The following is a 19,603-nucleotide window of genomic DNA, read 5'->3' on the forward strand; positions in this document are numbered from 1 at the left end:
ATATTTGCCGGTTGCCATTATTGGCAGTAGAAATGAGTGAAAAAGAACGTCATACTGCGCTTACCGAAGCATCTCAACCGGGGCTAATTCACAGTTAGCATTGCGGTAGAGACGCTTTGGCAAGCGCAGCATGACGTTCTTTCAACTTTGCGTTTTACCCTTTCCGGTACTGGATGGCAGCTCGCACAAAGCGCACAAATAGCGGGTGCGGGTTCTGCACGGTGCTTTTCAACTCGGGGTGAAACTGTCCGGCCACAAACCACGGGTGGTTAGCCAGCTCTATGACTTCTACCAGCCCGGTTTCGGGGTTGCGGCCCGAGGCCAGCATCCCGGCCTCCTCGTACTGCTTCAGGTACTCGTTGTTGAATTCATAGCGGTGGCGGTGCCGTTCACTGATATGGTTGCGGCCGTACGCCTTGGCTGCTTTGGAACCCCGGCGCAGCTCACAGTCGTAGGCTCCGAGGCGCATGGTACCGCCCTTTAGGGTCACGTTCTTCTGCTCCTCCATCATGGCAATAACGGGGTTAGGCGTCTGCGCGTCCATTTCGGTCGAGGAGGCATCTTTCAGACCCAGCACGTTGCGGCCGAATTCTACTACCGCTACCTGCATGCCCAAACAGATGCCGAAGAACGGGATGTTGTTTTCGCGCACGTACTGCACGGCGGCAATTTTGCCCTCGAAACCCCGCTCCCCGAAGCCGGGCGCCACCAGCACGCCATCCACGCCGTGCAGCTGTTGGGCTACATTTTCGGCATTCAAGTGGTCCGATTGGATGCTGCGAACCGTCACCTTGCACTCGTTCTGAGCGCCGGCGTGTACGAAGGATTCGATGATGGACTTGTAGGCGTCGGGCAACTCTACGTACTTGCCCACCAGCGCAATGGTCACCTCCTCAGTGGGGTTTTTCAGGCGGCCCAGGAATTCTTTCCAGACGTCCAGATCGGGCTGGGCCGCGCCGCCCTGCAGCTTTAGCTTCTTGATAACCCGCTCATCCAGGTGTTCCTTCAGCATCAGCAGCGGCACCGAGTAGATGCTGTCAGCATCCAGGCTCTCGATAACGGAGTTGATGTTAACGTTGCAGAACAGGGCAATCTTGCGGCGCATTTCGGCCGGAATTTGGTACTCAGAGCGGCACACCAGAATATCGGGCTGCAGGCCGGCGCTGCGCAGGTCGCGCACCGAGTGCTGGGTGGGCTTGGTTTTCAGCTCGCCGGCCGCCTTCAGGTAGGGCAGCAGCGTGAGGTGAATGACGAGGGAGCTGTTCTCGGGCAGTTCCCAGCGCAGCTGCCGCACCGATTCCACAAAGGGCAGGCTCTCAATGTCGCCAATCGAGCCCCCGATTTCGGTAATCACCACGTCGAACTGGCCGGTCTGGCCCAGCAGCAGCATGCGCCGCTTAATTTCATCGGTAATGTGGGGTACTACCTGCACGGTTTTACCTAGGTACGCACCTTCCCGCTCCTTGGTGATGACGTGGTCGTAGATGCGGCCGGTCGTCACGTTGTTGGCCTGGGAAGTAGGCACGTTCAGGAACCGCTCGTAGTGGCCCAGGTCGAGGTCAGTTTCGGCCCCGTCGTCGGTTACATAACATTCGCCGTGCTCGTACGGGTTGAGCGTACCGGGGTCGATGTTGATGTAGGGGTCGAACTTCTGGATGGTGACCCGGAAGCCCCGGGCCTGCAGCAGCTTGGCCAGCGAGGCCGAGATGATGCCTTTGCCCAGCGAGGAAGTCACTCCACCGGTGACGAAAATGTACTTGGCCGTTGCAGCCGTGGGGGTAAGGGTTCGGTCTGGCATAACGGGAAACAAAGTTAGCAGATTCAGCCGGGCCGGCGGGGTTGCAGGTTGTTTATTTTGGGGTAAGACGAGCGAGCAGGAAGTCAGACAAAGAAAAAAGGCAACGCGCCGACGGCTCGTTCTGAAGCCGTTGGCGCGTTGCCTTTTTTCTTTGTCTGACTTCCGCTCCTGCTACTTCACCTCCGCCGAGCCGATAATTTCCTGCACCGGGCCGGTACCTACCAATTGCTGACGGAGCGTATCAGAATCGGCATCCAGCTTGGGGCGAATCTGGTCGAGGGCCATACGCAGGCCCTGCACATCGGACAGGCGCGCCGCTTTCGACTGGCTGTAGCCGTGGTACATGGCTACGCGTACTTTGCTGCGGCCGGTGCCGGAGTACGTGCCAATGACTTCGCCATGAGCATCGATGATCTGGATTTCGGCTTGTACCTCGGTCCGGTACCATTCCAGGGGAATCCCGAGCAGACTGGGTGTCATCAGTGTGAGCATCTGAAAAGCCTGCAACACGCGGCCGGTACGCTGCTGCTCAGCGCGTGTTACCAGCAGCTTGGCGTAACCGTAGCGCAGGCTGTCATCCACTGCTTCCGCCAGATGGTAGGCCAGTTCCTGCCGGAATACCTTGCTGGCGTCGTCCGGGTGAGCATCGTCGGCCACTACCAGCGGCCCGGGCTCCACTACGGCTTCCAGTTTGGGCAGGCGGCCCAGCGCCACCGAGTTGTTGGAGCGGATAGTGCGGTAAACTGCCTTTTCCGTCGACTTGCAGCTGCCCAGGCCTAAGCTGCCCAGCAAACAGAGAATGATGATGTAGCGGTGCCCCATAAAAGGATAGTTTCAGTGCCGTCGTCAGGAAGAAGTACAAAAATAGCCAACTAGTTCCCGCAAAGAAACTATGCTTGCCAGATTTCCGGAGAAACTCGGTGAACAGCCCGAAAACTACTCAGACGCAACAAATTACCAGCCATGCTAAACGACACCTTCCCCTGCTGCCGGGGGCAACAAGGGAAGGTGTCGTAAGTCCATTCGAAAGTCGGGTTAGCCTAATGCGCGTGTTCCGCCAGGGCGCTATCGGCCACGGCCAGTTCCTGCACTGGCTCGGGGGCCACGTAGTTATCAATGAATTCGCCTTCCCAGCGGGCCACTACCGCTGTAGCCAGGCAGTTGCCGATAACGTTTACCGCCGTCCGGGCCATGTCCATCAGCGCATCGATACCCAGAATGATAAATACCGGCCAAGAAGGCAGGTTGAACGAGGCTACCGTAGCCAGCAGAATTACCAGCGAAGCGCGGGGTACGCCAGCCACGCCTTTCGAGGTCAGCATCAGCGTAAATACCATTACCAGCTGTTGGCCAAACGACAGATCAACACCCGCCGCCTGCGCCACGAAAATGGCCGCCAGAGAGAGATACAGCGTGGTGCCATCGAGGTTGAAGGAGTAGCCCGTAGGCATTACGAAGGCCACAATGCGGCGCGGGACGCCGAGGCCTTCCATGGCCTCCATGGCCCGGGGCAGGGCGGCCTCTGAGGATGTGGTGGCAAAGGCAATGCTCACCGGCTCGGCAATGGCCTGTACAAACCGCTTGAGCGGAATGCGCGCCAGCAGCGCAATGGGCACCAGCACCAGTAGCAGGAAGGCCGCCAGCGCGCCGTACAGGGTCAGCAGCAGCTTAAACGCATTGAGCAGCGGCGCGAAGCCCATTTTGCCCACGGTGTAGGCCAAAGCGCCACCCACACCCAACGGCGCAAAGAACATTACTACGTTGGTGAACTTGAACATCACCTCTGAGAGACTTTCCGTCCATTGCAGCATAGGCTGACGGTGCTTCTGGTGCACCATGGCCAGACCAATAGCGAAGATGATGGCAAATACCACTACCTGCAGCACTTGGCCCTCGGCAATAGATTTGGCAATATTTTCGGGGAAGATGTGCAGAATGATATCGGCCGTAGACTGCTTCACGGTGGCCAGCTGTTCGGTATCGGCGGCAATGCCGCTACGGTCCACGCCCTCGCCGGCTTTGGTAAGGTTGATGGCGGCCAAGCCGATAAATAGGGCGAAGGTGGTCACGACTTCAAAGTACACCAACGCCTTCAGACCCATCTTGCCCACTTGTTTCAGGTCGGCGTGGCCAGCAATGCCCACCACCAGCGTGGCAAATACCAACGGTGCAATAATGGTTTTTACCAGCCGCAGGAATACGTCACTGAGCACTTTCAGCTCCACGGCTTGCCGGGGAAAATCGTGGCCGATTTCGGCTCCTACCAGCATGCTCACCACAATCCAGAACGTGATGGAGCGGCGCTGCCAGGCCAGAGCCAGCACAGCGGCCAGGAACAGCCACCGGGCCACCAGGGCTACCGTGGGGTCGAAGACGGGCGGGGTCTGGGCGGTAAGTACCGTCAGGATGGCGGCAACCAGCAACAGCAGAATAACAAGGAGCGAGAGTCGCGAGAACTTCATGCGCGGCAATTCAGGAGGAAAAAGAATCAGTGGGAATCCGACAAAGATAGGCTTCTCGTGACTGTGAAATGTGGCCTATGCTTTAGCTTGGCCCGTAGATTGGACAAAACCCCTGGTCCGGCCCTGTTTCCTTCTTTTCCCGGCGGCCGATACTCCCGCACTGCTGCTATTCCCTCCCATGCTCACCTGGACGCTCACCCCGCTACATCTGCCCCTGCGCTACACCTGGAAAATCTCGCGCAACGCCTCCACTTTCAAAACCAATCTGCTGGTGCAGGTAGCGGGTGGCGGCTACCAGGGACGGGGCGAGGCTGCGCCTAACGTCCGCTACGGCGAAACCCCCGACGACCTCACGGCGCAGTTCGAGCAGCTGCAGGCAGCCGGTCTGGGCCAGTGCGAAACCCTAGAAGACCTAACTGCTTTTCTCACCCGGTACCAGCCCGCTCATGCGCTGCGGTTTGCGCTAGAATCAGCCTTTGTGCACCGGGCGGCTGCCCGGAGCGGGCAGCGGGTGGGGGAGTGGCTGGGCGTGCTTGCCCCGGCCGGCCCAGTGCCCACGGCGGCATCCATCCCGATTATGGCCCCAGACGAGGTGGCAGCTTTTGCGCAGCAGCAGCAGTTGGGACGCTTTCCACTGCTCAAAATCAAGGTGAACCGGGAAGGTGCAGTAGAGTTGCTGCGCGAAGTGACGCGCCTGTTTCCGGGGCGGCCACTCATCATTGATGGCAACGAAGCCTGGACTAATGCCGATAGCCTCTGCCAAAGCTGGGAGCAAATCAGGCAGTTTCCGGGCCTCAATGTGCGCCTGCTGGAGCAGCCCCTGCCCGCTAGCTGTTGCGCTGATTATCGGTCCCTGAAAGGCACGCTCGGCTGCCCGGTATTTGCCGATGAGTCGGTGACCGACGAAGCGGATTTCGCCGACATTGCTCGCCAGTTCGATGGCGTGAACATGAAGTTGATGAAGGCCGGCGGCTACCTCAACGGCCTGAGGATTCTGCGTGAAACCCGTGTCCACGGCCTGCAGACGATGCTCGGCTGCATGGTAGAAACCTCCCTGGGCATCTGGTCGGCGCTGCAGATCAGTAGCTTGGCCGATGTGTGTGACCTGGATGGCTTCCTCATCCTCCGCGACGAGCCATTCGGGCTGGTGCGGGAGCAGGAGGGAATGTTAAGGAATGCGGAGGAATGATGAACGCATCATTCCTCCGCATTCCTTATTTCAGCTTCGTGTCAATGGCCTGAATTTTCTGGTCCAGGGCGGCCGTGTCGGTGGGGCGCTGAGCGTTGGTGCTCAGCAGGGTTATCTTCTGGTTCAGTAGCTGGATTTTTTCCGCCATCAGACTGATTTTGGTGTTCATTTCCCCTAAGCGGGTTTCCATGGCAGCGGGCGTGGCCGGCGCGGGACGTGGGTCGACATACGTATTGAACGTAGCCGTAGCAGGTACCGAGTTGTCGCCACGGGCCTGCGCGGCGCTGGCTGGCGTGGCAAAAACCACGTCGCCGTTGGGCCGCACATAGTCACCTTCCTTCAGCGTGGTGATTTTGCCGCCCGGAAACTCAACAATTCCACTTTTATAGTTGATTTTAGTGCCATTGGAGAGCAACACGTTCTTGTTAAGCGCCGTGGGGCGCTTGCCCTGCATCAATATCACCTCACCGCCTTGCATCTGAAAACGGTCGGAAGGAGCGGTAGCAACAGGGCCGGCTACGGTGGCCGGAGCAGTTTGAGCCTGAGCGGCCGAAGTTACCCCCAACGCCAGGGTAACCAGTGGAAGCAGTAGTTTCTTCATGACATATGCAGAGTAGAGGCAACGAATGGAGTTGCTTACGGCAGTAGCCTCCAGACGTTTCCCTTGGGCACTATAATTGCCCACGCCGCCAGTAGTTGTGCTGGCTTCTTCTAAGTTTGTAGAAATTATCGGAACGGTGTTGTGACATTAAATGTATGTACATATATTTGCAACGCCTTTCGCTCTTATCCTGTGTACAATGAAAATTGAGGACGAAATCAAGCAGTCAACTTTCAAAGACGAATACCAGAAAGCTCATATCAACCTGGTATTCACTACGGGCTGGCTGCAGCAGCAGCAAAGCGGCCAGTTCAAGGAATTTGGCCTGACGCTGCCTCAGTTCAATATTCTGCGCATTCTGCGCGGTCAGCATCCAAAGCCGGCTACGGTAAACCTGCTGATTGAGCGGATGTTGGATAAAACCAGCAATGCTTCCCGGATTGTGGATAAGCTGGAGGTTAAACACCTGGTTACGCGCACCGTGTGCCCCAGTAACCGCCGGGCTGTGGATATCCGCATTACCGAAGCGGGCCTAGAGCTGCTGCGGCAGTTGGATGCCGTGATGCAAAATCAGCAGCTCGGGCTGCAAAATCTGACCCTGGACGAAGCTGCTCAACTCAGCAGCCTGCTCGATAAAATCCGCGACTGACGGTTTCAGTCATGTTCGCTTGCCCTTTTCACCCCTTTTTGTTTTTCTCTGTCATGAAAAAAATGTTCCTGCCAGCACTGCTGGTTGCTGCCCTGTTCGCCGCTGCTCCGGCTTCTGCCCAGAAAAAAGTAACGCCCGGCACCGAAAAGGCCGCTTCTGCGTCGTACAAGCTGCAGCCGCAGTTGAGCACGCTGGGCTGGTTGGGCAAGAAAGTAACCGGCCAGCACAACGGCTCGGTGCAGTTCAAGGAAGGTGATGTACTGGTGCGCGGCAGCCAGATTGTAGGTGGTACGTTCGTGGTAGATATGAACTCGCTGAAAGTAGAGGATATCAAGGAGCAGGAGTACAACGCCAAACTGGTAGGGCACCTGCGTTCCGAGGACTTCTTCAGCATCGATAAGAACCCAACCTCGACCTTCAAAATCACCAGCGTAACCCCGCTGAAAGGCGACGCCAACGGTAACAACGCCACCGTAGCAGGCGACCTGACCATTAAAGGCATCACCCAGAAAATCACCTTCCCTGCCAAAGTAGGTGTGAAAGGCGGCGTAGCCTCGGCCAGCGGCACGGCTACCATCGACCGGACCAAGTTCGAAATTAAGTACGGCTCGAAATCGTTCTTCGAAAGCATTGGCGACAAAGCCATCATGGATGATTTCACCATGAGCTTCAACGTAATTGCCAAGAAGTAAGGATTGTTATCGATTGCCAAAAAGCCCCGCTGACAGTTGTCAGCGGGGCTTTTTTGTGCAGTTTTTTACTCCGGCAACTCCAGCTCCCGGGGTAGTACAAATTTGAGGCTGCGGCTTTTGGCGCGGCTATGCAGCTGCTGCAGAAAATCATCCAACTCGGGCTTGTACTCCAGCCACAGGTCCTCGTGCAGGTTTTGGAGAACAAGCTGTGCCGTACGGGCTGCCAGGCGGGCAGTGCCGGTGTAAAAACCAGCGTACACGCTTTCAAACTGCCCGGTATAGTTCTCAAAGATGTGGCGCAGCGTGTACAGGTTCAGATCTATTTCCAAGCGCTTGTCTTTGGTAATGCGGCGGGCACGGGCTACTTCCTTGGTGGCTTTGCCAAGGGCTTTGGTAAGGCTGCGGTTGAGCAGGCGGCCGGTAGCGCCCACGGCAAACAGTTCATGGATCTGGTCGGAGGAGTGCTCAAACACCGTTTCCGTGGTTGTATCAGGCAGCAGCTCAAAGCAGAGCGTATCGTACAGCTCGGCGTCGCGGCGGGCGGCTCGCAGCAGCAGCGTTTCTTTCTCCTTATCAGTGAGACGCTTGAGGGCGCGCTTAAAATCGGCAGACGGAACGGGCATGAGGGAGAGTAGTGAATTCGGGCGGCAGAATCCGGCGGAGGAAAGCCACTGGGGCTGTTTATGGGCCGCCAGCCTGGGACAAGCCTACGGAAGAAAGGCGAAAGTGACGGTCAAAAAATACGACGTATCTGCGGAAGTGCCACTGGGGGCGGGCGGCTGCGCAGCCGGGGTGCTGCCGGTAGCGGCTTCGGTGAAAAACCGGCAACAATTCAAGCAGTCAGTTAGTTGTAGAGGTTCACGGCATAAGGAATGCTTCGCCTTTTTACCTGTTTTTCCGTATTTTTGCCCCATGAACAGCAAACCGCAAATCGAGTACGACGAGGACGTTCTGCTCCTGGAGGAAACTACCGACGTGCGCGACCTGGTGGTGTATAATGACGACATCAACACGTTCGACCACGTAATAAAGACCCTGATGGACGTGTGCGGGCACCTGCCCGAACAGGCAGAGCAATGCACGCTCCTGATCCATTACAAGGGCCAATGCACCGTAAAGCACGGCGTGTACGACGAGTTGGCCGGCATGTGCACCGCCATCCATGACCGGGGCATCTCGGCCGACGTGGTATAGCGTCACTGACCTGAAAAAAATCTGTCATCCTACGCTTGCGAAGGACCTATCGGGGGGCAGCTGGTGTTAGTAGCCGGACCCCGTTAGCATCCCCGGCAAGCGCGGGATGACAGTTCTTTTTATCCCTTTCTGACCTGCATGGAATTCCCCTCCAAACTGATTGAAAATGCCGTTGGCGAGTTGTCGAAGCTGCCGGGCGTGGGCAAGAAAACTGCCTTGCGGCTAGCTCTGCACCTGCTGAAAGCCGAAGCGGATACCACCGCTTCGCTGGCGGAGGCGCTGGCCAAGATGCGCTTCGAAATTCGTTACTGCGACACCTGTCATAACATTTCCGATACCCCGGAGTGCGGTATCTGCGCCAATCACCTGCGCGACCAGAGCACGGTGTGCGTGGTGTCGGATATTCGCGACGTAATTGCTATTGAGAATACGGCCCAGTACCAAGGTATGTACCACGTGCTGGGCGGTGTTATTTCACCCATCGAAGGCATTGGCCCTTCCGACCTGACCATTGACTCCTTAGTGGAGCGCGTAACCAAGGACGGCTCCGAAATCCGGGAAGTCATTCTCGCCATTAGTCCTACCATGGAGGGCGACACCACGGCCTTTTACCTCTCGCGCAAACTGCGCGACCTGCCGGAACTCAACGTCAGCAGTATTGCCCGGGGTATTCCAATGGGCGGCGAGCTGGAGTATGCCGATGAAATTACGCTGGGCCGCTCTATTGTGGAACGCCAGCGGCAAAGCCGGTAACGTGCCGCTTCTATAGAAAGCCAAGCGCGAAGAAACAATATTGCTCAGCCCAGAGCCCCACACGCCAGTTTGGCCGTGTGGGGCTCTGGGCTTTTTGCGGCATAAGAAGCGAAAAGAACAGAATGCCGGAACTAGGACGCGCAATGACAACCGGGCTATGTAACTTTCGCGGCCTTTCCTGATCTTCCTCCGTGCCGCCTGCCTGCAAGCTTTCCGTCGTCATCGTCAACTACAACGTGTGCTACTTTCTGGAGCAGGCGCTGCTGTCGGTGCGGCGGGCGGTGGAGAAGCTGGGCGAGCCGGTGGAAGTGTTCGTGGTAGATAACAATTCTGTGGACGGCTCGGTGGCCATGGTAAAAGCCCGATTCCCGGAGGTTATCCTACTTGCCAACAAGGATAATCCGGGCTTCAGTAAGGCCAACAACCAGGCCCTGCGGCGCGCTACCGGGGAGTACCAGTTGCTGCTCAACCCCGATACAGTGGTGGAAGAGGATACTTTCCGACTGTGTTGCGGCTTCATGGACCAGCACCCGCGCTGCGGTGGGCTGGGCGTAAAAATGCTGGACGGTCAGGGCCAGTTCCTGCCCGAAAGCAAGCGGGGCCTTCCTACACCCTGGGTAGCGTTTTACAAGATTTTCGGGCTGGCCCGGCTGTTTCCGAAGTCGCGGCGGTTTGGTCGCTACCACCTGGGCTTTCTGAGCCCCGAGCAAACGCACGAAGTGCAGGTACTCAGTGGTGCGTTCATGCTCATGCGCAAAACCGCTCTGGACCAGGTAGGGCTGCTGGACGAAGATTATTTCATGTACGGGGAGGATATTGACCTCTCGTACCGGCTTACGCAGGGCGGCTGGCAGAACTACTATTTCGCCGATACCCGCATCATTCATTATAAGGGTGAAAGTACCAAGCGCACGAGCGTAAACTATGTGTTCGTGTTTTACCGGGCCATGGTGATTTTTGCCCGCAAGCACTTTGCGCCGGGGCGAGCGGGTACGTTCAGTCTGCTGATTAATCTGGCTATCTGGCTGCGGGCTGGGGCGGCCGTGGTGCAGCGGGCCATTACGCAGGCTGCGCCGGTGCTACTGGATGCCGGCCTGATGTATGCCGGCATGTACTTTCTGAAAAACTACTGGGAAGACAACCATAAGTACGTACCCACGGCATACCCGCCGCAGTTTATGCTGGTAGCCGTGCCCGCCTACATTGCGGTGTGGTTGCTGGCAGCCTTTTTCAGCGGCGCTTACGACAAGCCTTTTCGGGCCAGCCGGCTGGTGCGCGGCATCTTTCTGGGTACCGTACTGATTTCGGCATCGAGCAACTTCCTGGACGCCTGGCGCTTTTCCAAGGCCCTGATTGTGCTGGGAGGGGTGTGGGCTGTGGCGGCCCTGGTACTGCGGCGAATGGCCGGTAATTTTCTGCGCTACCGTACGCTTGGTCTGGCCGAGCAGCAGCAAAAAAACGTGGGTATTGTGGGCTCGTGGGAGGAAAGCCGCCGGGTGCGCCACCTGCTGGAGCAGGCCGCTGTGCCGGCCCGCGTTATCGGGTACGTGGAGCCGGATGCCACCACGCAGCCGGCCGGGGCCGCCCCCGAGGATTTGCTGGGCGAAGTGCGTCAGCTGGATGATATTATCCGCATTTATGGCCTTAACGAGTTAGTATTTTGTGGCCGAGACCTGCCCGCCAGCCAGATCATCGGGCTGATGGTAGGCCTCACGTACAATCCGCCGATAGCCTACAAAATCCTGCCGCAGGACAGTGAGTACATCATCGGCAGCTCGGGCAAAGACTCGCCCGGCGACTATTACGCCCTTGATATTACCTTGAACCTGTACCGGCCCCAGCAGGTGCGCAACAAGCGCCTGCTGGATGTCCTGACGGCGTTGGGGTTGCTGGTGCTCAGCCCGCTGGTACTGGGGGCACAGCGGCACAAAGGGGGGTTCCTGCGTAACTGTTTGCGGGTGCTCAGTGGCTCCGGCACCTGGGTGGGCCTGCGCTACGCTGCCGCGCCGCGCCGCCAAGCCCGCGCCGTCCTGTCGCCGGCCGATGCTGTGCATGCCGCTACGCCCCTCACCGAGGCTACCCGCCGCCGGCTGGAACTGCTCTACGCCAAAGATTACGAGCCTTCTACCGATTTGCGGCTGTTGTGGCAGTGCTTCCGGGAACTGGGCCGGGAAGAATAGTAAGTTTGACATTCTGTGGGCGCGGCCTGAATGCCAAACTCAGTACGTCACCAACTTACCACCAGTGGGCGGCACTGCGTACATTCCACTACTTTTGTCTTCCCACTCATAGTACCCCCTAAAGCCTTCTTCGCATGCCTGCTGACGCTACTACTTTCGCGCCCCTTGTTCTTTCTGACCGCATTAATGCCATGCAGGAGTCGCAGACCATTGCCATGGCCAAAAAAGCCCGGGCTTTAGCGGCGGAAGGGGTGGACGTAATCAGCCTGAGCTTTGGGGAACCGGATTTTCAGACGCCGCAATACATCAAGGATGCCGCCAAAAAAGCCCTTGATGAAGGCTACACGTTTTACACGCCTGTCCCCGGCTATCCGGAGTTGCGGCAGGCCATCTGCGACAAATTTGAGCGGGATAACCAGCTCAGCTACGCCCCCGAAAATATTGTAGTAAGCACCGGAGCCAAGCAGGCGTTGGCCAATGCTGTGCTGAGTCTGGTGAACCCCGGCGACGAAGTAATTGTGTTTGCGCCCTATTGGGTAAGCTACGAGGAGATGGTAAAGCTGGCCGAAGGCACTACCATCACGCTCATGGGGACGCTGGAAAACGACTTCAAGGTAACGGCCCAGGAACTGGAAGCCGCCATTACGCCCCGCACCAGACTCATCATGTACTCCTCGCCCTGCAACCCTACCGGCTCGGTATTCAGCCGCGCGGAGCTGGGGGCTATTGCGGAAGTAGTAGCCCGCCACCCGCAGGTGCATGTGCTGGCCGACGAGATTTACGAGTATATCAACTTTGTAGGCGAGCACGCCAGTCTAGCCCAGTTTGCAGCCGTTAAGGACCGGGTAATTACCGTTAATGGCTTCTCGAAGGGCTATGCCATGACGGGCTGGCGGGTGGGCTACCTCGCGGCCCGTAAGGAAATTGCTGCCGCCTGTGAGAAAATGCAGAGCCAGATAACCTCTGCCACCTGCTCCATTGCTCAGCGGGCTGCCCTGGCCGCTCTGCAGGGCGGGCGTAGTTCTGCCGATGAAATGGTGGCCGCCTACCGTCGGCGGCGGGATTTGGTGCTGGAGTTAGTGAAAGATATTCCTGGCTTCCGGACGCCTACCCCCAGCGGGGCGTTCTACATTTTTCCGGACGTAACCGGGTATTTTGGTAAGGCCACGCCTACCGGTGAAGTCATCAGCAGTGCGGCCGACCTGGCGTTGTTTATGCTGAACGATGCCCACGTAGCCGCCGTGGATGGCGGGGCTTTCGGGGCGCCCAACTGCATCCGTTTCAGCACCGCCGCCGCCGATGAAAAGCTGCGTGAAGCCTTTATCCGCATCAAAAACAGCCTGACCAAGCTGCAGTAAGGCTATACAGACCGTCATTCCTTGGATACTGGCTTGATGCGCCACCTGCTCGGAATGACGGTCCATGAAGAACTGGTTGAGCTAATCTGCCCGGTCGGCCTTAATTTCCCCCGGCAGGTTACCTTTGCGGCCTCTTATCCTGAATCTGCTGTAATGCCCGCTGCCGTTCCTGCTTCGTTGCCCGAGTTGTTTGCCGCTTTCAACCACCTCACCGTGCTTATTGTGGGGGATGTGATGATGGATGCGTACGTATGGGGCAAAGCGGCCCGCCTTTCACCCGAAGCTCCGGTACCGGTAGTAACGGTGAGTCGGCAGGAACAGCGCCTGGGCGGGGCCGCCAACGTGGCCCTGAATGTGCAGGCCCTGGGCGCCACGCCTCTGCTGTGCGCGGTGATAGGGGAGGACCAAGGCGGCGACCAGCTGCTGGAGGTGTTGCAGGCCAGCGGGCTTTCCGCCGAAGGTATCGTGCGTTCCTCGTACCGGCCTACTACCGTGAAGCAGCGGATTCTGGCGCATGGCCAGCAGCTACTGCGCATTGATTCGGAAGTGGAAACCACCCTTAATGCCACCGAAAATACCAACCTCACGGCCCGCTTCGAGCAGTTGCTCGGCCGGGCCGATGTGGTCATTTTTGAGGATTACGACAAGGGCGTGCTGCAGGAAAGCAGTATTCAGCACTTCATTGGGCTGGCGCGGCAGCGAGGTGTACCCACCGTAGTTGACCCCAAGAAAAAAAACTTTCTGGCCTACCAATACTGCACGCTGTTCAAGCCTAATCTGAAAGAGCTGCGCGAAGGATTGAAGCTGGAATTCGGCGACTCTGAGGCTGACCGTCCGCATTTTGAAGCGGCCGTAGCCCGGCTGCGCGAAGTGCTGACCCCCGAAATTGTGCTGGTGACTCTCTCGGAGCGGGGCGTGTTTGTGGAAAACGACCAGCTTACCCGTACCTATATTCCCGCTCACCTGCGTACCATTTCTGATGTATCGGGGGCCGGCGACACGGTTATCAGTATTGCTGCGCTGTGCGTGGCGCTGGGGTTATCGGCTCCGGCTACGGCGGCCCTGGCCAACCTGGGTGGCGGTCTGGTTTGTGAGCAGATAGGCGTAGTACCTATTGAGAAAAGCCTGCTGCTGAAAGAAGCCGAGCGGGTTGGGTTATTGCCCGTGGCGTAGTGTCTGAGAAATACGAAAAAGAAAAAGGCCCTGCCGGGTTACGGCAGGGCCTTTTTCATACAATCTAAGCTCTAAGCGTAGCACTGTACTCCTTCACCGTCTCAATGAACACCTTCACGTTGTCGGGATTGGTATCGGGGTATACACCGTGTCCGAGGTTGGCAATGTGCCGATACGGGCCGAACTGGTCGAGCATCGCGATGGTAGCGGCGCGTACCTGCTCGGGCGTGCCGTAGAGGGCGCAGGGGTCAAGGTTGCCCTGCAGGGTTTTGTCGCCTACCAATGGGCGTACGGCGCGCGGGTCCTGGTTCCAGTCGAGGCCGATGGTGCGGCAGGGCAGCTGGGCAAATTCCTCCACCGCCCAGAAGGCGCCTTTGGCAAACACCGTAACGGGAATATCAGCCGGCATGGCGCGGCAGATTTCGGCAATGTAGCGGCTGCTGAACTCCTGGTAATGCGCGGGGGGCAAAATCCCGGCCCAGGAGTCGAATACCTGCACAATGTTCGCCCCGGCTTCTACCTGCGCCTTTAGGTAGGCAATGGTCGTGGCCGTGATTTTGCGGAGCAACTCGTGGGCCAGTTCGGGCTCAGCGTACAGCATGCGGCGGGCCTTGCTGAAGGTTTTGGAGCCGTGGCCCTCTACCATGTACGCCAGAATCGTCCAGGGTGCGCCGGCAAACCCGATGAGCGGCACTCGGCCGTTGAGGGCGCGCTTGGTTACCCGGATTGCTTCCAACACGTAGCCCAGATGCTCCTCAGGGTCGGCCACGCGCATGCGGGCTACGTCCTGCGCGGTTTTAATGGTTTCAGGGAACAGCGGGCCGCGGGCTTCTACCATCTCGTAGGTGAGGCCCATCGCCTCGGGAACCACCAAGATATCAGAAAAGATGATGGCCGCGTCCACGTCCAGCGCGTCAATGGGCTGAATGGTGACTTCGGCGGCGAGGTCGGGGGTTTCTACCAGCTCTTTGAAGCCGCTGAGGCGGGCGCGCAGGGCGCGGTATTCGGGCAGAATGCGGCCGGCCTGGCGCATGAGCCACACGGGGGTGCGCTCGGTTTCTTCGCCACGGGCGGCACGGAGGAGGAGGTCGTTCTTCAGCATAGGAGGCGCAAAGGTACGAATGGTGAAATTGTGAGGTGGTGAAATGGTGAGTTTGATGTTCTGACTGCGCAAATGGCGCCAGCCGAACGTCAAACTCACCATTTCACCACCTCACAATTTTACCTCTACCGGCTCAAACCCGGAAACAGCGCCACAATAGCCGTAGCCAGAAAATTCACCCCAATGGCCAGCGTCAGGAAACCCATGATGCGGGCCAGGGCCGCCATACCAGGCCGCCCCAGAAACCGCGTCAGGCGCAAGGACGACATTAGGATAATGTAGGCCGCCAGCGCCACAAGGCAGAACCCCAGCACAATCAGGCCCATATCCGGTACGCTCAGTTTCCCGGTAAACAGGCCGATGCATACGGCCATGGAGCCTGGCCCCGAGAGCATGGGCATGGCTAGGGGGGTAAAGCTGATATCGTTTTTGTGCATACTCTCCTCCAGCGTGGCTTCCGATACCTTAGCCCGGTTGCCCCCCGGCGTCAGCAGATCAAAGGCGGAGCGCATGAGCAGAATGCCGCCCGCAATGCGCAGATGGTGAATATTGATGCCGAAGAAGTTGAGCACGTACTGCCCCGCGAAGAACGAAACCGTGAGTACCCCCACCATGTACAGGCACGCCTTCAGGCCAATATTGGCGCGCTCAGCGGGGGTGTCCTCCTCCGTAAGCGTCAGGAATACCGGCATGGCCCCGAAGGGGTTGACCACGGAAAACAAGGTGGTGAAAGTGGCAAGCAGAATTTCCATCGGCGGGGCAGTAGGGCGCAGGTAAAGGTACGAGCCTTTGAGAATCAGCAAGCAGGGAAAATGCTATGTTAGCACCTCAACCATGCCCGGAGTGGTGCGTAGAAGCTACTCCCGGCCGGATACTACCCGGTTTCTCCCCCTCCTGTACCAGTTATGACCACCGCTGCTCCCGCGCCCAACTCCGAAACCGTACCCACCGACACGCCCCTGGTTGGCATTATCATGGGCTCCCAGTCCGATCTGAAGATTATGACGGCGGCGGCCGAGCTGTTGCGGCAATTCGGTGTGCCCTTTGAGCTCACGCTGGTGTCGGCTCACCGCACCCCGCATCGGCTGGTGGAGTACGCAGAAAACGCCCGCAAGCGCGGCCTGCGCGTGCTCATTGCCGGCGGGGGTGGGGCGGCTCACCTGCCCGGTATGGTAGCTTCTTTCACCACCCTGCCCGTTATTGGGGTGCCCATCAACTCCGCCACATCCATTCATGGCCTCGATTCGATTCTGTCGATGCTGCAAATGCCGGCGGGCGTACCGGTAGCCACCGTGGCGCTGGACGGGGCCGCCAATGCCGCTGTGCTGGCTACCCAAATACTGGCCCTGAACAACGCCCGCCTCCAGGACGCGCTGGAAAAATACCGTACTTCGCTCAAAGACAAAGTAATGCGCACCATTGAGGAACTGCGTAAAGGCGGCCTCAATGATGATTAACGGCCTATTTGCTCATTTCTGCTCTGTCCTCTTTCTCTCCCCGTTTCCTTCCGCCCCTTGCCCGACTTCGACTCTCTCCCTCTCTGGCTCACCCTGTTGCACGGGTTCATGGCACTACTGGCCGTGGCCGCGCTGATTGCCACGCTGCTGCCGCTCCTACGCCAAACGGCGTGGTGGATCCGGGTATTTGATTTCCCGCGTCTGCAGATTGTGGGCGTTATGCTGGTAGTTATACTGGCGGGTCTGGCATTGGGCTGGGCGCAGCTGCCGGGCTACTACGGTCCCGGGCTGCTGGTGGCACTGGGCGTGGCTGTCGGGTACCAGTTCTTCCGGATTGTGCCTTACACGCGCCTGGTTGGAAAGCAGGTGGGCGACAGTACGCTGCAGGATGGTCAGCGCCACCTGAGCCTGGTGATGATGAACGTGCTGCAGTTCAACAAACAAGGCAAAAAAGCTCTGCAGGTATTGCAGGAAACCGACCCTGATATCATTATGGCGGTGGAAACTGACGAGTGGTGGTATCAGCAGCTCAAGCCGCTGGAAGAAACCCATCCTTACACCTGCCACGAACCGCTGGATAACACCTACGGTCTGCTGTTCTTCTCGCGGCTGAAGCTGGAAAGCTGCGAAATCAAGTACCTGCTCGATGACGACGTGCCCAGCCTGCACGCCCGCGTGCAGCTGGCCGATAACCGTACCTGGGTGCAGGTGTATGGCCTGCACCCCAAGCCGCCAGCACCAGCCGAGTCTAAAACCAGTACCAAGCGTGACGCTGAGCTGTTGCTGGTGGGCAAAACCATCGATAAGAAGGACGAGCCCACCATCGTGTTCGGGGATATGAACGACGTGGCCTGGTCGCACACTTCGGAGCTGTTCCGGCGCATCAGCGGCCTCATGGATCCGCGCGTAGGCCGGGGCCTGCTGCCCACTTTTCACGCCGATTACTCGCTGCTACGCTGGCCCCTCGACCACGTATTTGTGTCGGCCGATTTCAAAGTGGACGATATGGAGCGCCTGCCCTACGTCGGCTCCGACCACTTTCCCATCTATATTAAGCTCAGCTACGAGCCCCACGACAAAGAAGAACAGGAGGAAAACTGCGAGCAAGCCGACGCCGACGACCATGAGGAAGCCACCGAGAAGATAAAGGAGGGATTTGAAGAAGAGGACGAGGAAGAAGCCGAAGAAGCCGCCAATCCCAACGAGAAGAAAGAGCTGACGACCTGAGTCGATACCTACAATTTCTGGTACAGCCACGCCATCTGCCGTCGGGCTACTCCTTCGGGCAACAGCCGCATGATGCGGTTGCGCAGGCCTACCAGCCATGGTTTCTCCAGTTGCCCAAAGCGGCCCAGTTGCCAGGAGGTACGCACAATGCGGGTGGTGCGGGCGCGCCGCTGCTGCTCAAAGGCCTGGAAAGCAGCAGGTACGTCGGGGGCTTTGCGGAGGCAGCGGGCCAGCACGGCGGCATCTTCTACGGCCATGCCTGCGCCCTGGCCCATGTTAGGCGTGGTGGCGTGGGCCGCGTCACCGAGCAGCAGCACGCGGCCCCGCGCGAAATGGGAGAGAGGCGACAGATCCAGGATATCGTTCCAGAGCAGTTCGTCGTTACGGGTGAGGCGCAGGAGCTGGGACACCGGAGCCGGGAATCCGGCAAACTCCCGCTGCAAATCGGCTACGCGGTATTCCTGGAAGTGTGAGTTCCGGGGCTGGGTGCTGTTGAGGCAGGCAAACCAGTACACCTGCCCGTTGCCCACCGGCACATACCCAAACCGCCGCCCGGCATCCCCCCATACCTCCGCTGACTCGCCCGGCGGCAGGTCCAGCTGACCGGCATCCACCACCGCCCGCCAGCAGGTATAGCCCGCGTAGCGTGGCTCGGTGGCGGGCCACAACTGCCGCCGCACCGGGGAGTGAATTCCATCAGCCCCGATAAGGGCATGCGCGGAAGCAGTGCGGCCATCTGCGAAATGAGCCGTAATTCCACCCGAAGTTTCCTCAAACCGCTCAAACGCAGAGCCCAAGTGCAGAGCACCCGCCGGAATTCCTGTCAACAATGCCCGTTGCAGCGCTGCCCGATGAATGCCTAGATTATCGAAGCCGACTGCGCGGGTGAAGTACGTGGTATCAGCCCTTTGAAGCACAAGTCCCTGCTGGTTGAGCAGGTTGAGCAGCGTAACCGGGGTGCCGTGGGGCCGCACCGCGTCGTGCAGACCAATTTCCTGCAAAGCGCGCATGGCATTGGCACCCAGTACCAGACCCGAGCCAACCTCCCGTATTGCCGGGGCAGCTTCATATACTTTCACTGTGTGGCCTTGCCGCAGCAGCGCATGAGCCGTTGCCAGGCCCCCAATACCCGCGCCGATAATTAAGAAATGCGCCATATGCTGCTTGTAGGGCCAGCCTGCGCTAGGTGCGTGTACTGGCCAGTGAGTGAGTCAGGAATAAGATAAAACATTGTTCAGCTGTCGGAACAGAAGGTTTTTTGGTAACTACGCAACCCTTCTGGAATTGCTTACCCACTCTTCTCTCTCATATCCTTCCTGTCTTTTTTATGGCGTTTTCTCCACAACATACACGCCTGTATTTCGAAAATGCGGTTGGCCGCCTGCTCGAAGTTGCAGCCCCCTTCAACTGCGCCATTGTTCAGTACAAGCCCGGTAAACGGAATTTTGAGGAAATGCAGGCTTTCCTGACGCATACCCGCCAATTACTTGTATCCCGCAACTGGTACAAGATACTGAACGACCAGCGCGATATGACGGCCTTTTCGGAGCAGGAGCGTCAGTGGATTGCAGAACACTGGCTGAACGCCAGTCCCAAAGGCACACCGCTTCACCACGTGGCCGTACTCCTTTCCCATGATGTGTTTGCCCGATTATCCATGAACCTGATCATAAATGAAGCGCGGGAATTGGGGTTGGTGTACCGATTGTTTGAGGAAGAGGCTTCGGCTACTGCTTGGCTACAGCAACTAAGGTAACGCAGCATTTGT

At 58.3% G+C, this 19,603-nt stretch carries 19 protein-coding genes; 11 read left to right on the forward strand and 8 right to left on the reverse strand.

What is annotated here, in order from left to right:
- Positions 1–154 precede the first annotated feature (154 nt).
- The 3 genes from HSW_RS06555 to HSW_RS06565 all read right to left on the reverse strand — a co-directional run bounded on the left by HSW_RS06555 (position 155) and on the right by HSW_RS06565 (position 4,260).
- Positions 155–1,798 (reverse strand): CTP synthase, encoded by a 1,644-nt coding sequence (locus HSW_RS06555; RefSeq protein ID WP_052346194.1) that lies wholly within the window; start codon positions 1,796–1,798, stop codon positions 155–157.
- Between the two features lie 171 nt (positions 1,799–1,969).
- Positions 1,970–2,620 carry a hypothetical protein gene (locus tag HSW_RS06560; protein ID WP_044001294.1) on the reverse strand — a complete coding sequence of 217 codons (651 nt, stop codon included), beginning with the start codon at positions 2,618–2,620 and terminating at the stop codon, positions 1,970–1,972.
- A 218-nt stretch (positions 2,621–2,838) separates the two neighbouring features.
- Positions 2,839–4,260, reverse strand: coding sequence for a dicarboxylate/amino acid:cation symporter (locus tag HSW_RS06565; RefSeq protein ID WP_044001295.1), 1,422 nt, complete (start codon positions 4,258–4,260; stop codon positions 2,839–2,841).
- A 178-nt stretch (positions 4,261–4,438) separates the two neighbouring features.
- On the opposite strand from HSW_RS06565, the gene HSW_RS06570 reads away from it, so the two are divergent.
- Positions 4,439–5,449, forward strand: a complete 1,011-nt coding sequence (locus tag HSW_RS06570) for a dipeptide epimerase (protein ID WP_044001296.1) — start codon at positions 4,439–4,441, stop codon at positions 5,447–5,449.
- A gap of 25 nt (positions 5,450–5,474) precedes the next feature.
- Here HSW_RS06570 and HSW_RS06575 read toward each other — a convergent pair whose 3' ends face one another.
- Entirely contained in the window at positions 5,475–6,050 is a 576-nt protein-coding gene (locus tag HSW_RS06575) for a DUF6799 domain-containing protein (RefSeq protein ID WP_044001297.1), read from the reverse strand.
- Between the two features lie 199 nt (positions 6,051–6,249).
- Here HSW_RS06575 and HSW_RS06580 point away from each other — a divergent pair, with 199 nt between their 5' ends.
- A complete protein-coding gene (locus HSW_RS06580; protein WP_044001298.1) occupies positions 6,250–6,699 on the forward strand; it encodes a MarR family winged helix-turn-helix transcriptional regulator in 450 nt (149 codons plus the stop codon).
- Between the two features lie 53 nt (positions 6,700–6,752).
- Positions 6,753–7,391 (forward strand): YceI family protein, encoded by a 639-nt coding sequence (locus HSW_RS06585; protein WP_044001299.1) that lies wholly within the window; start codon positions 6,753–6,755, stop codon positions 7,389–7,391.
- Positions 7,392–7,456: 65 nt separating this feature from the next.
- Here the strand turns inward: HSW_RS06585 and HSW_RS06590 are convergent, their stop codons facing one another.
- Complete coding sequence (locus HSW_RS06590; RefSeq protein ID WP_044001300.1) at positions 7,457–8,014, reverse strand: hypothetical protein; 558 nt, start codon at positions 8,012–8,014, stop codon at positions 7,457–7,459.
- Between the two features lie 289 nt (positions 8,015–8,303).
- On the opposite strand from HSW_RS06590, the gene HSW_RS06595 reads away from it, so the two are divergent.
- The 5 genes from HSW_RS06595 to HSW_RS06615 all read left to right on the forward strand — a co-directional run bounded on the left by HSW_RS06595 (position 8,304) and on the right by HSW_RS06615 (position 14,049).
- A complete protein-coding gene (locus tag HSW_RS06595; RefSeq protein ID WP_044001301.1) occupies positions 8,304–8,585 on the forward strand; it encodes an ATP-dependent Clp protease adaptor ClpS in 282 nt (93 codons plus the stop codon).
- Between the two features lie 138 nt (positions 8,586–8,723).
- Positions 8,724–9,338, forward strand: coding sequence for a recombination mediator RecR (recR, locus tag HSW_RS06600; protein WP_044001302.1), 615 nt, complete (start codon positions 8,724–8,726; stop codon positions 9,336–9,338).
- A 191-nt stretch (positions 9,339–9,529) separates the two neighbouring features.
- Positions 9,530–11,518, forward strand: coding sequence for a glycosyltransferase family 2 protein (locus tag HSW_RS06605; protein ID WP_044001303.1), 1,989 nt, complete (start codon positions 9,530–9,532; stop codon positions 11,516–11,518).
- Positions 11,519–11,652: 134 nt separating this feature from the next.
- Positions 11,653–12,876 carry a pyridoxal phosphate-dependent aminotransferase gene (locus HSW_RS06610; RefSeq protein ID WP_044001304.1) on the forward strand — a complete coding sequence of 408 codons (1,224 nt, stop codon included), beginning with the start codon at positions 11,653–11,655 and terminating at the stop codon, positions 12,874–12,876.
- Between the two features lie 153 nt (positions 12,877–13,029).
- Complete coding sequence (locus HSW_RS06615; protein WP_044001305.1) at positions 13,030–14,049, forward strand: bifunctional heptose 7-phosphate kinase/heptose 1-phosphate adenyltransferase; 1,020 nt, start codon at positions 13,030–13,032, stop codon at positions 14,047–14,049.
- A 64-nt stretch (positions 14,050–14,113) separates the two neighbouring features.
- On the opposite strand, the gene hemE is transcribed toward HSW_RS06615, so the two are convergent.
- Positions 14,114–15,151 (reverse strand): uroporphyrinogen decarboxylase, encoded by a 1,038-nt coding sequence (gene hemE / locus HSW_RS06620; RefSeq protein WP_044001306.1) that lies wholly within the window; start codon positions 15,149–15,151, stop codon positions 14,114–14,116.
- 125 nt (positions 15,152–15,276) lie between these two features.
- Positions 15,277–15,903 (reverse strand): MarC family protein, encoded by a 627-nt coding sequence (locus HSW_RS06625; protein WP_044004221.1) that lies wholly within the window; start codon positions 15,901–15,903, stop codon positions 15,277–15,279.
- A 153-nt stretch (positions 15,904–16,056) separates the two neighbouring features.
- Here HSW_RS06625 and purE point away from each other — a divergent pair, with 153 nt between their 5' ends.
- Together purE and HSW_RS06635 are read left to right on the forward strand one after the other, a co-directional pair.
- A complete protein-coding gene (gene purE / locus HSW_RS06630) occupies positions 16,057–16,608 on the forward strand; it encodes a 5-(carboxyamino)imidazole ribonucleotide mutase (protein WP_052346195.1) in 552 nt (183 codons plus the stop codon).
- A 57-nt stretch (positions 16,609–16,665) separates the two neighbouring features.
- The gene (locus tag HSW_RS06635; protein ID WP_197031955.1) at positions 16,666–17,835 is read left to right on the forward strand and encodes an endonuclease/exonuclease/phosphatase family protein; all 1,170 of its coding nucleotides are present in this window, start codon (positions 16,666–16,668) and stop codon (positions 17,833–17,835) included.
- An 8-nt stretch (positions 17,836–17,843) separates the two neighbouring features.
- On the opposite strand, the gene HSW_RS06640 is transcribed toward HSW_RS06635, so the two are convergent.
- Positions 17,844–18,992, reverse strand: coding sequence for an FAD-dependent monooxygenase (locus tag HSW_RS06640; protein ID WP_044001307.1), 1,149 nt, complete (start codon positions 18,990–18,992; stop codon positions 17,844–17,846).
- A gap of 170 nt (positions 18,993–19,162) precedes the next feature.
- Between HSW_RS06640 and HSW_RS06645 the strand changes: the two genes are divergently transcribed.
- Complete coding sequence (locus tag HSW_RS06645; protein ID WP_044001308.1) at positions 19,163–19,591, forward strand: hypothetical protein; 429 nt, start codon at positions 19,163–19,165, stop codon at positions 19,589–19,591.
- Positions 19,592–19,603 lie beyond the last annotated feature (12 nt).

Source organism: Hymenobacter swuensis DY53 (assembly GCF_000576555.1).
Taxonomy (GTDB): domain Bacteria; phylum Bacteroidota; class Bacteroidia; order Cytophagales; family Hymenobacteraceae; genus Hymenobacter; species Hymenobacter swuensis.

What these genes read in the sequence shown, in the direction of transcription:
- HSW_RS06555 (WP_052346194.1), bottom strand. Translation starts at nt 1,798, where the DNA reads ATGCCAGACCGAACCCTTACCCCCACGGCTGCAACGGCCAAGTACATT.
- HSW_RS06560 (WP_044001294.1), bottom strand. Translation starts at nt 2,620, where the DNA reads ATGGGGCACCGCTACATCATCATTCTCTGTTTGCTGGGCAGCTTAGGC.
- HSW_RS06565 (WP_044001295.1), bottom strand. Translation starts at nt 4,260, where the DNA reads ATGAAGTTCTCGCGACTCTCGCTCCTTGTTATTCTGCTGTTGCTGGTT.
- HSW_RS06570 (WP_044001296.1), top strand. Translation starts at nt 4,439, where the DNA reads ATGCTCACCTGGACGCTCACCCCGCTACATCTGCCCCTGCGCTACACC.
- HSW_RS06575 (WP_044001297.1), bottom strand. Translation starts at nt 6,050, where the DNA reads ATGAAGAAACTACTGCTTCCACTGGTTACCCTGGCGTTGGGGGTAACT.
- HSW_RS06580 (WP_044001298.1), top strand. Translation starts at nt 6,250, where the DNA reads ATGAAAATTGAGGACGAAATCAAGCAGTCAACTTTCAAAGACGAATAC.
- HSW_RS06585 (WP_044001299.1), top strand. Translation starts at nt 6,753, where the DNA reads ATGAAAAAAATGTTCCTGCCAGCACTGCTGGTTGCTGCCCTGTTCGCC.
- HSW_RS06590 (WP_044001300.1), bottom strand. Translation starts at nt 8,014, where the DNA reads ATGCCCGTTCCGTCTGCCGATTTTAAGCGCGCCCTCAAGCGTCTCACT.
- HSW_RS06595 (WP_044001301.1), top strand. Translation starts at nt 8,304, where the DNA reads ATGAACAGCAAACCGCAAATCGAGTACGACGAGGACGTTCTGCTCCTG.
- recR (WP_044001302.1), top strand. Translation starts at nt 8,724, where the DNA reads ATGGAATTCCCCTCCAAACTGATTGAAAATGCCGTTGGCGAGTTGTCG.
- HSW_RS06610 (WP_044001304.1), top strand. Translation starts at nt 11,653, where the DNA reads ATGCCTGCTGACGCTACTACTTTCGCGCCCCTTGTTCTTTCTGACCGC.
- HSW_RS06615 (WP_044001305.1), top strand. Translation starts at nt 13,030, where the DNA reads ATGCCCGCTGCCGTTCCTGCTTCGTTGCCCGAGTTGTTTGCCGCTTTC.
- hemE (WP_044001306.1), bottom strand. Translation starts at nt 15,151, where the DNA reads ATGCTGAAGAACGACCTCCTCCTCCGTGCCGCCCGTGGCGAAGAAACC.
- HSW_RS06625 (WP_044004221.1), bottom strand. Translation starts at nt 15,903, where the DNA reads ATGGAAATTCTGCTTGCCACTTTCACCACCTTGTTTTCCGTGGTCAAC.
- purE (WP_052346195.1), top strand. Translation starts at nt 16,057, where the DNA reads ATGACCACCGCTGCTCCCGCGCCCAACTCCGAAACCGTACCCACCGAC.
- HSW_RS06640 (WP_044001307.1), bottom strand. Translation starts at nt 18,992, where the DNA reads ATGGCGCATTTCTTAATTATCGGCGCGGGTATTGGGGGCCTGGCAACG.
- HSW_RS06645 (WP_044001308.1), top strand. Translation starts at nt 19,163, where the DNA reads ATGGCGTTTTCTCCACAACATACACGCCTGTATTTCGAAAATGCGGTT.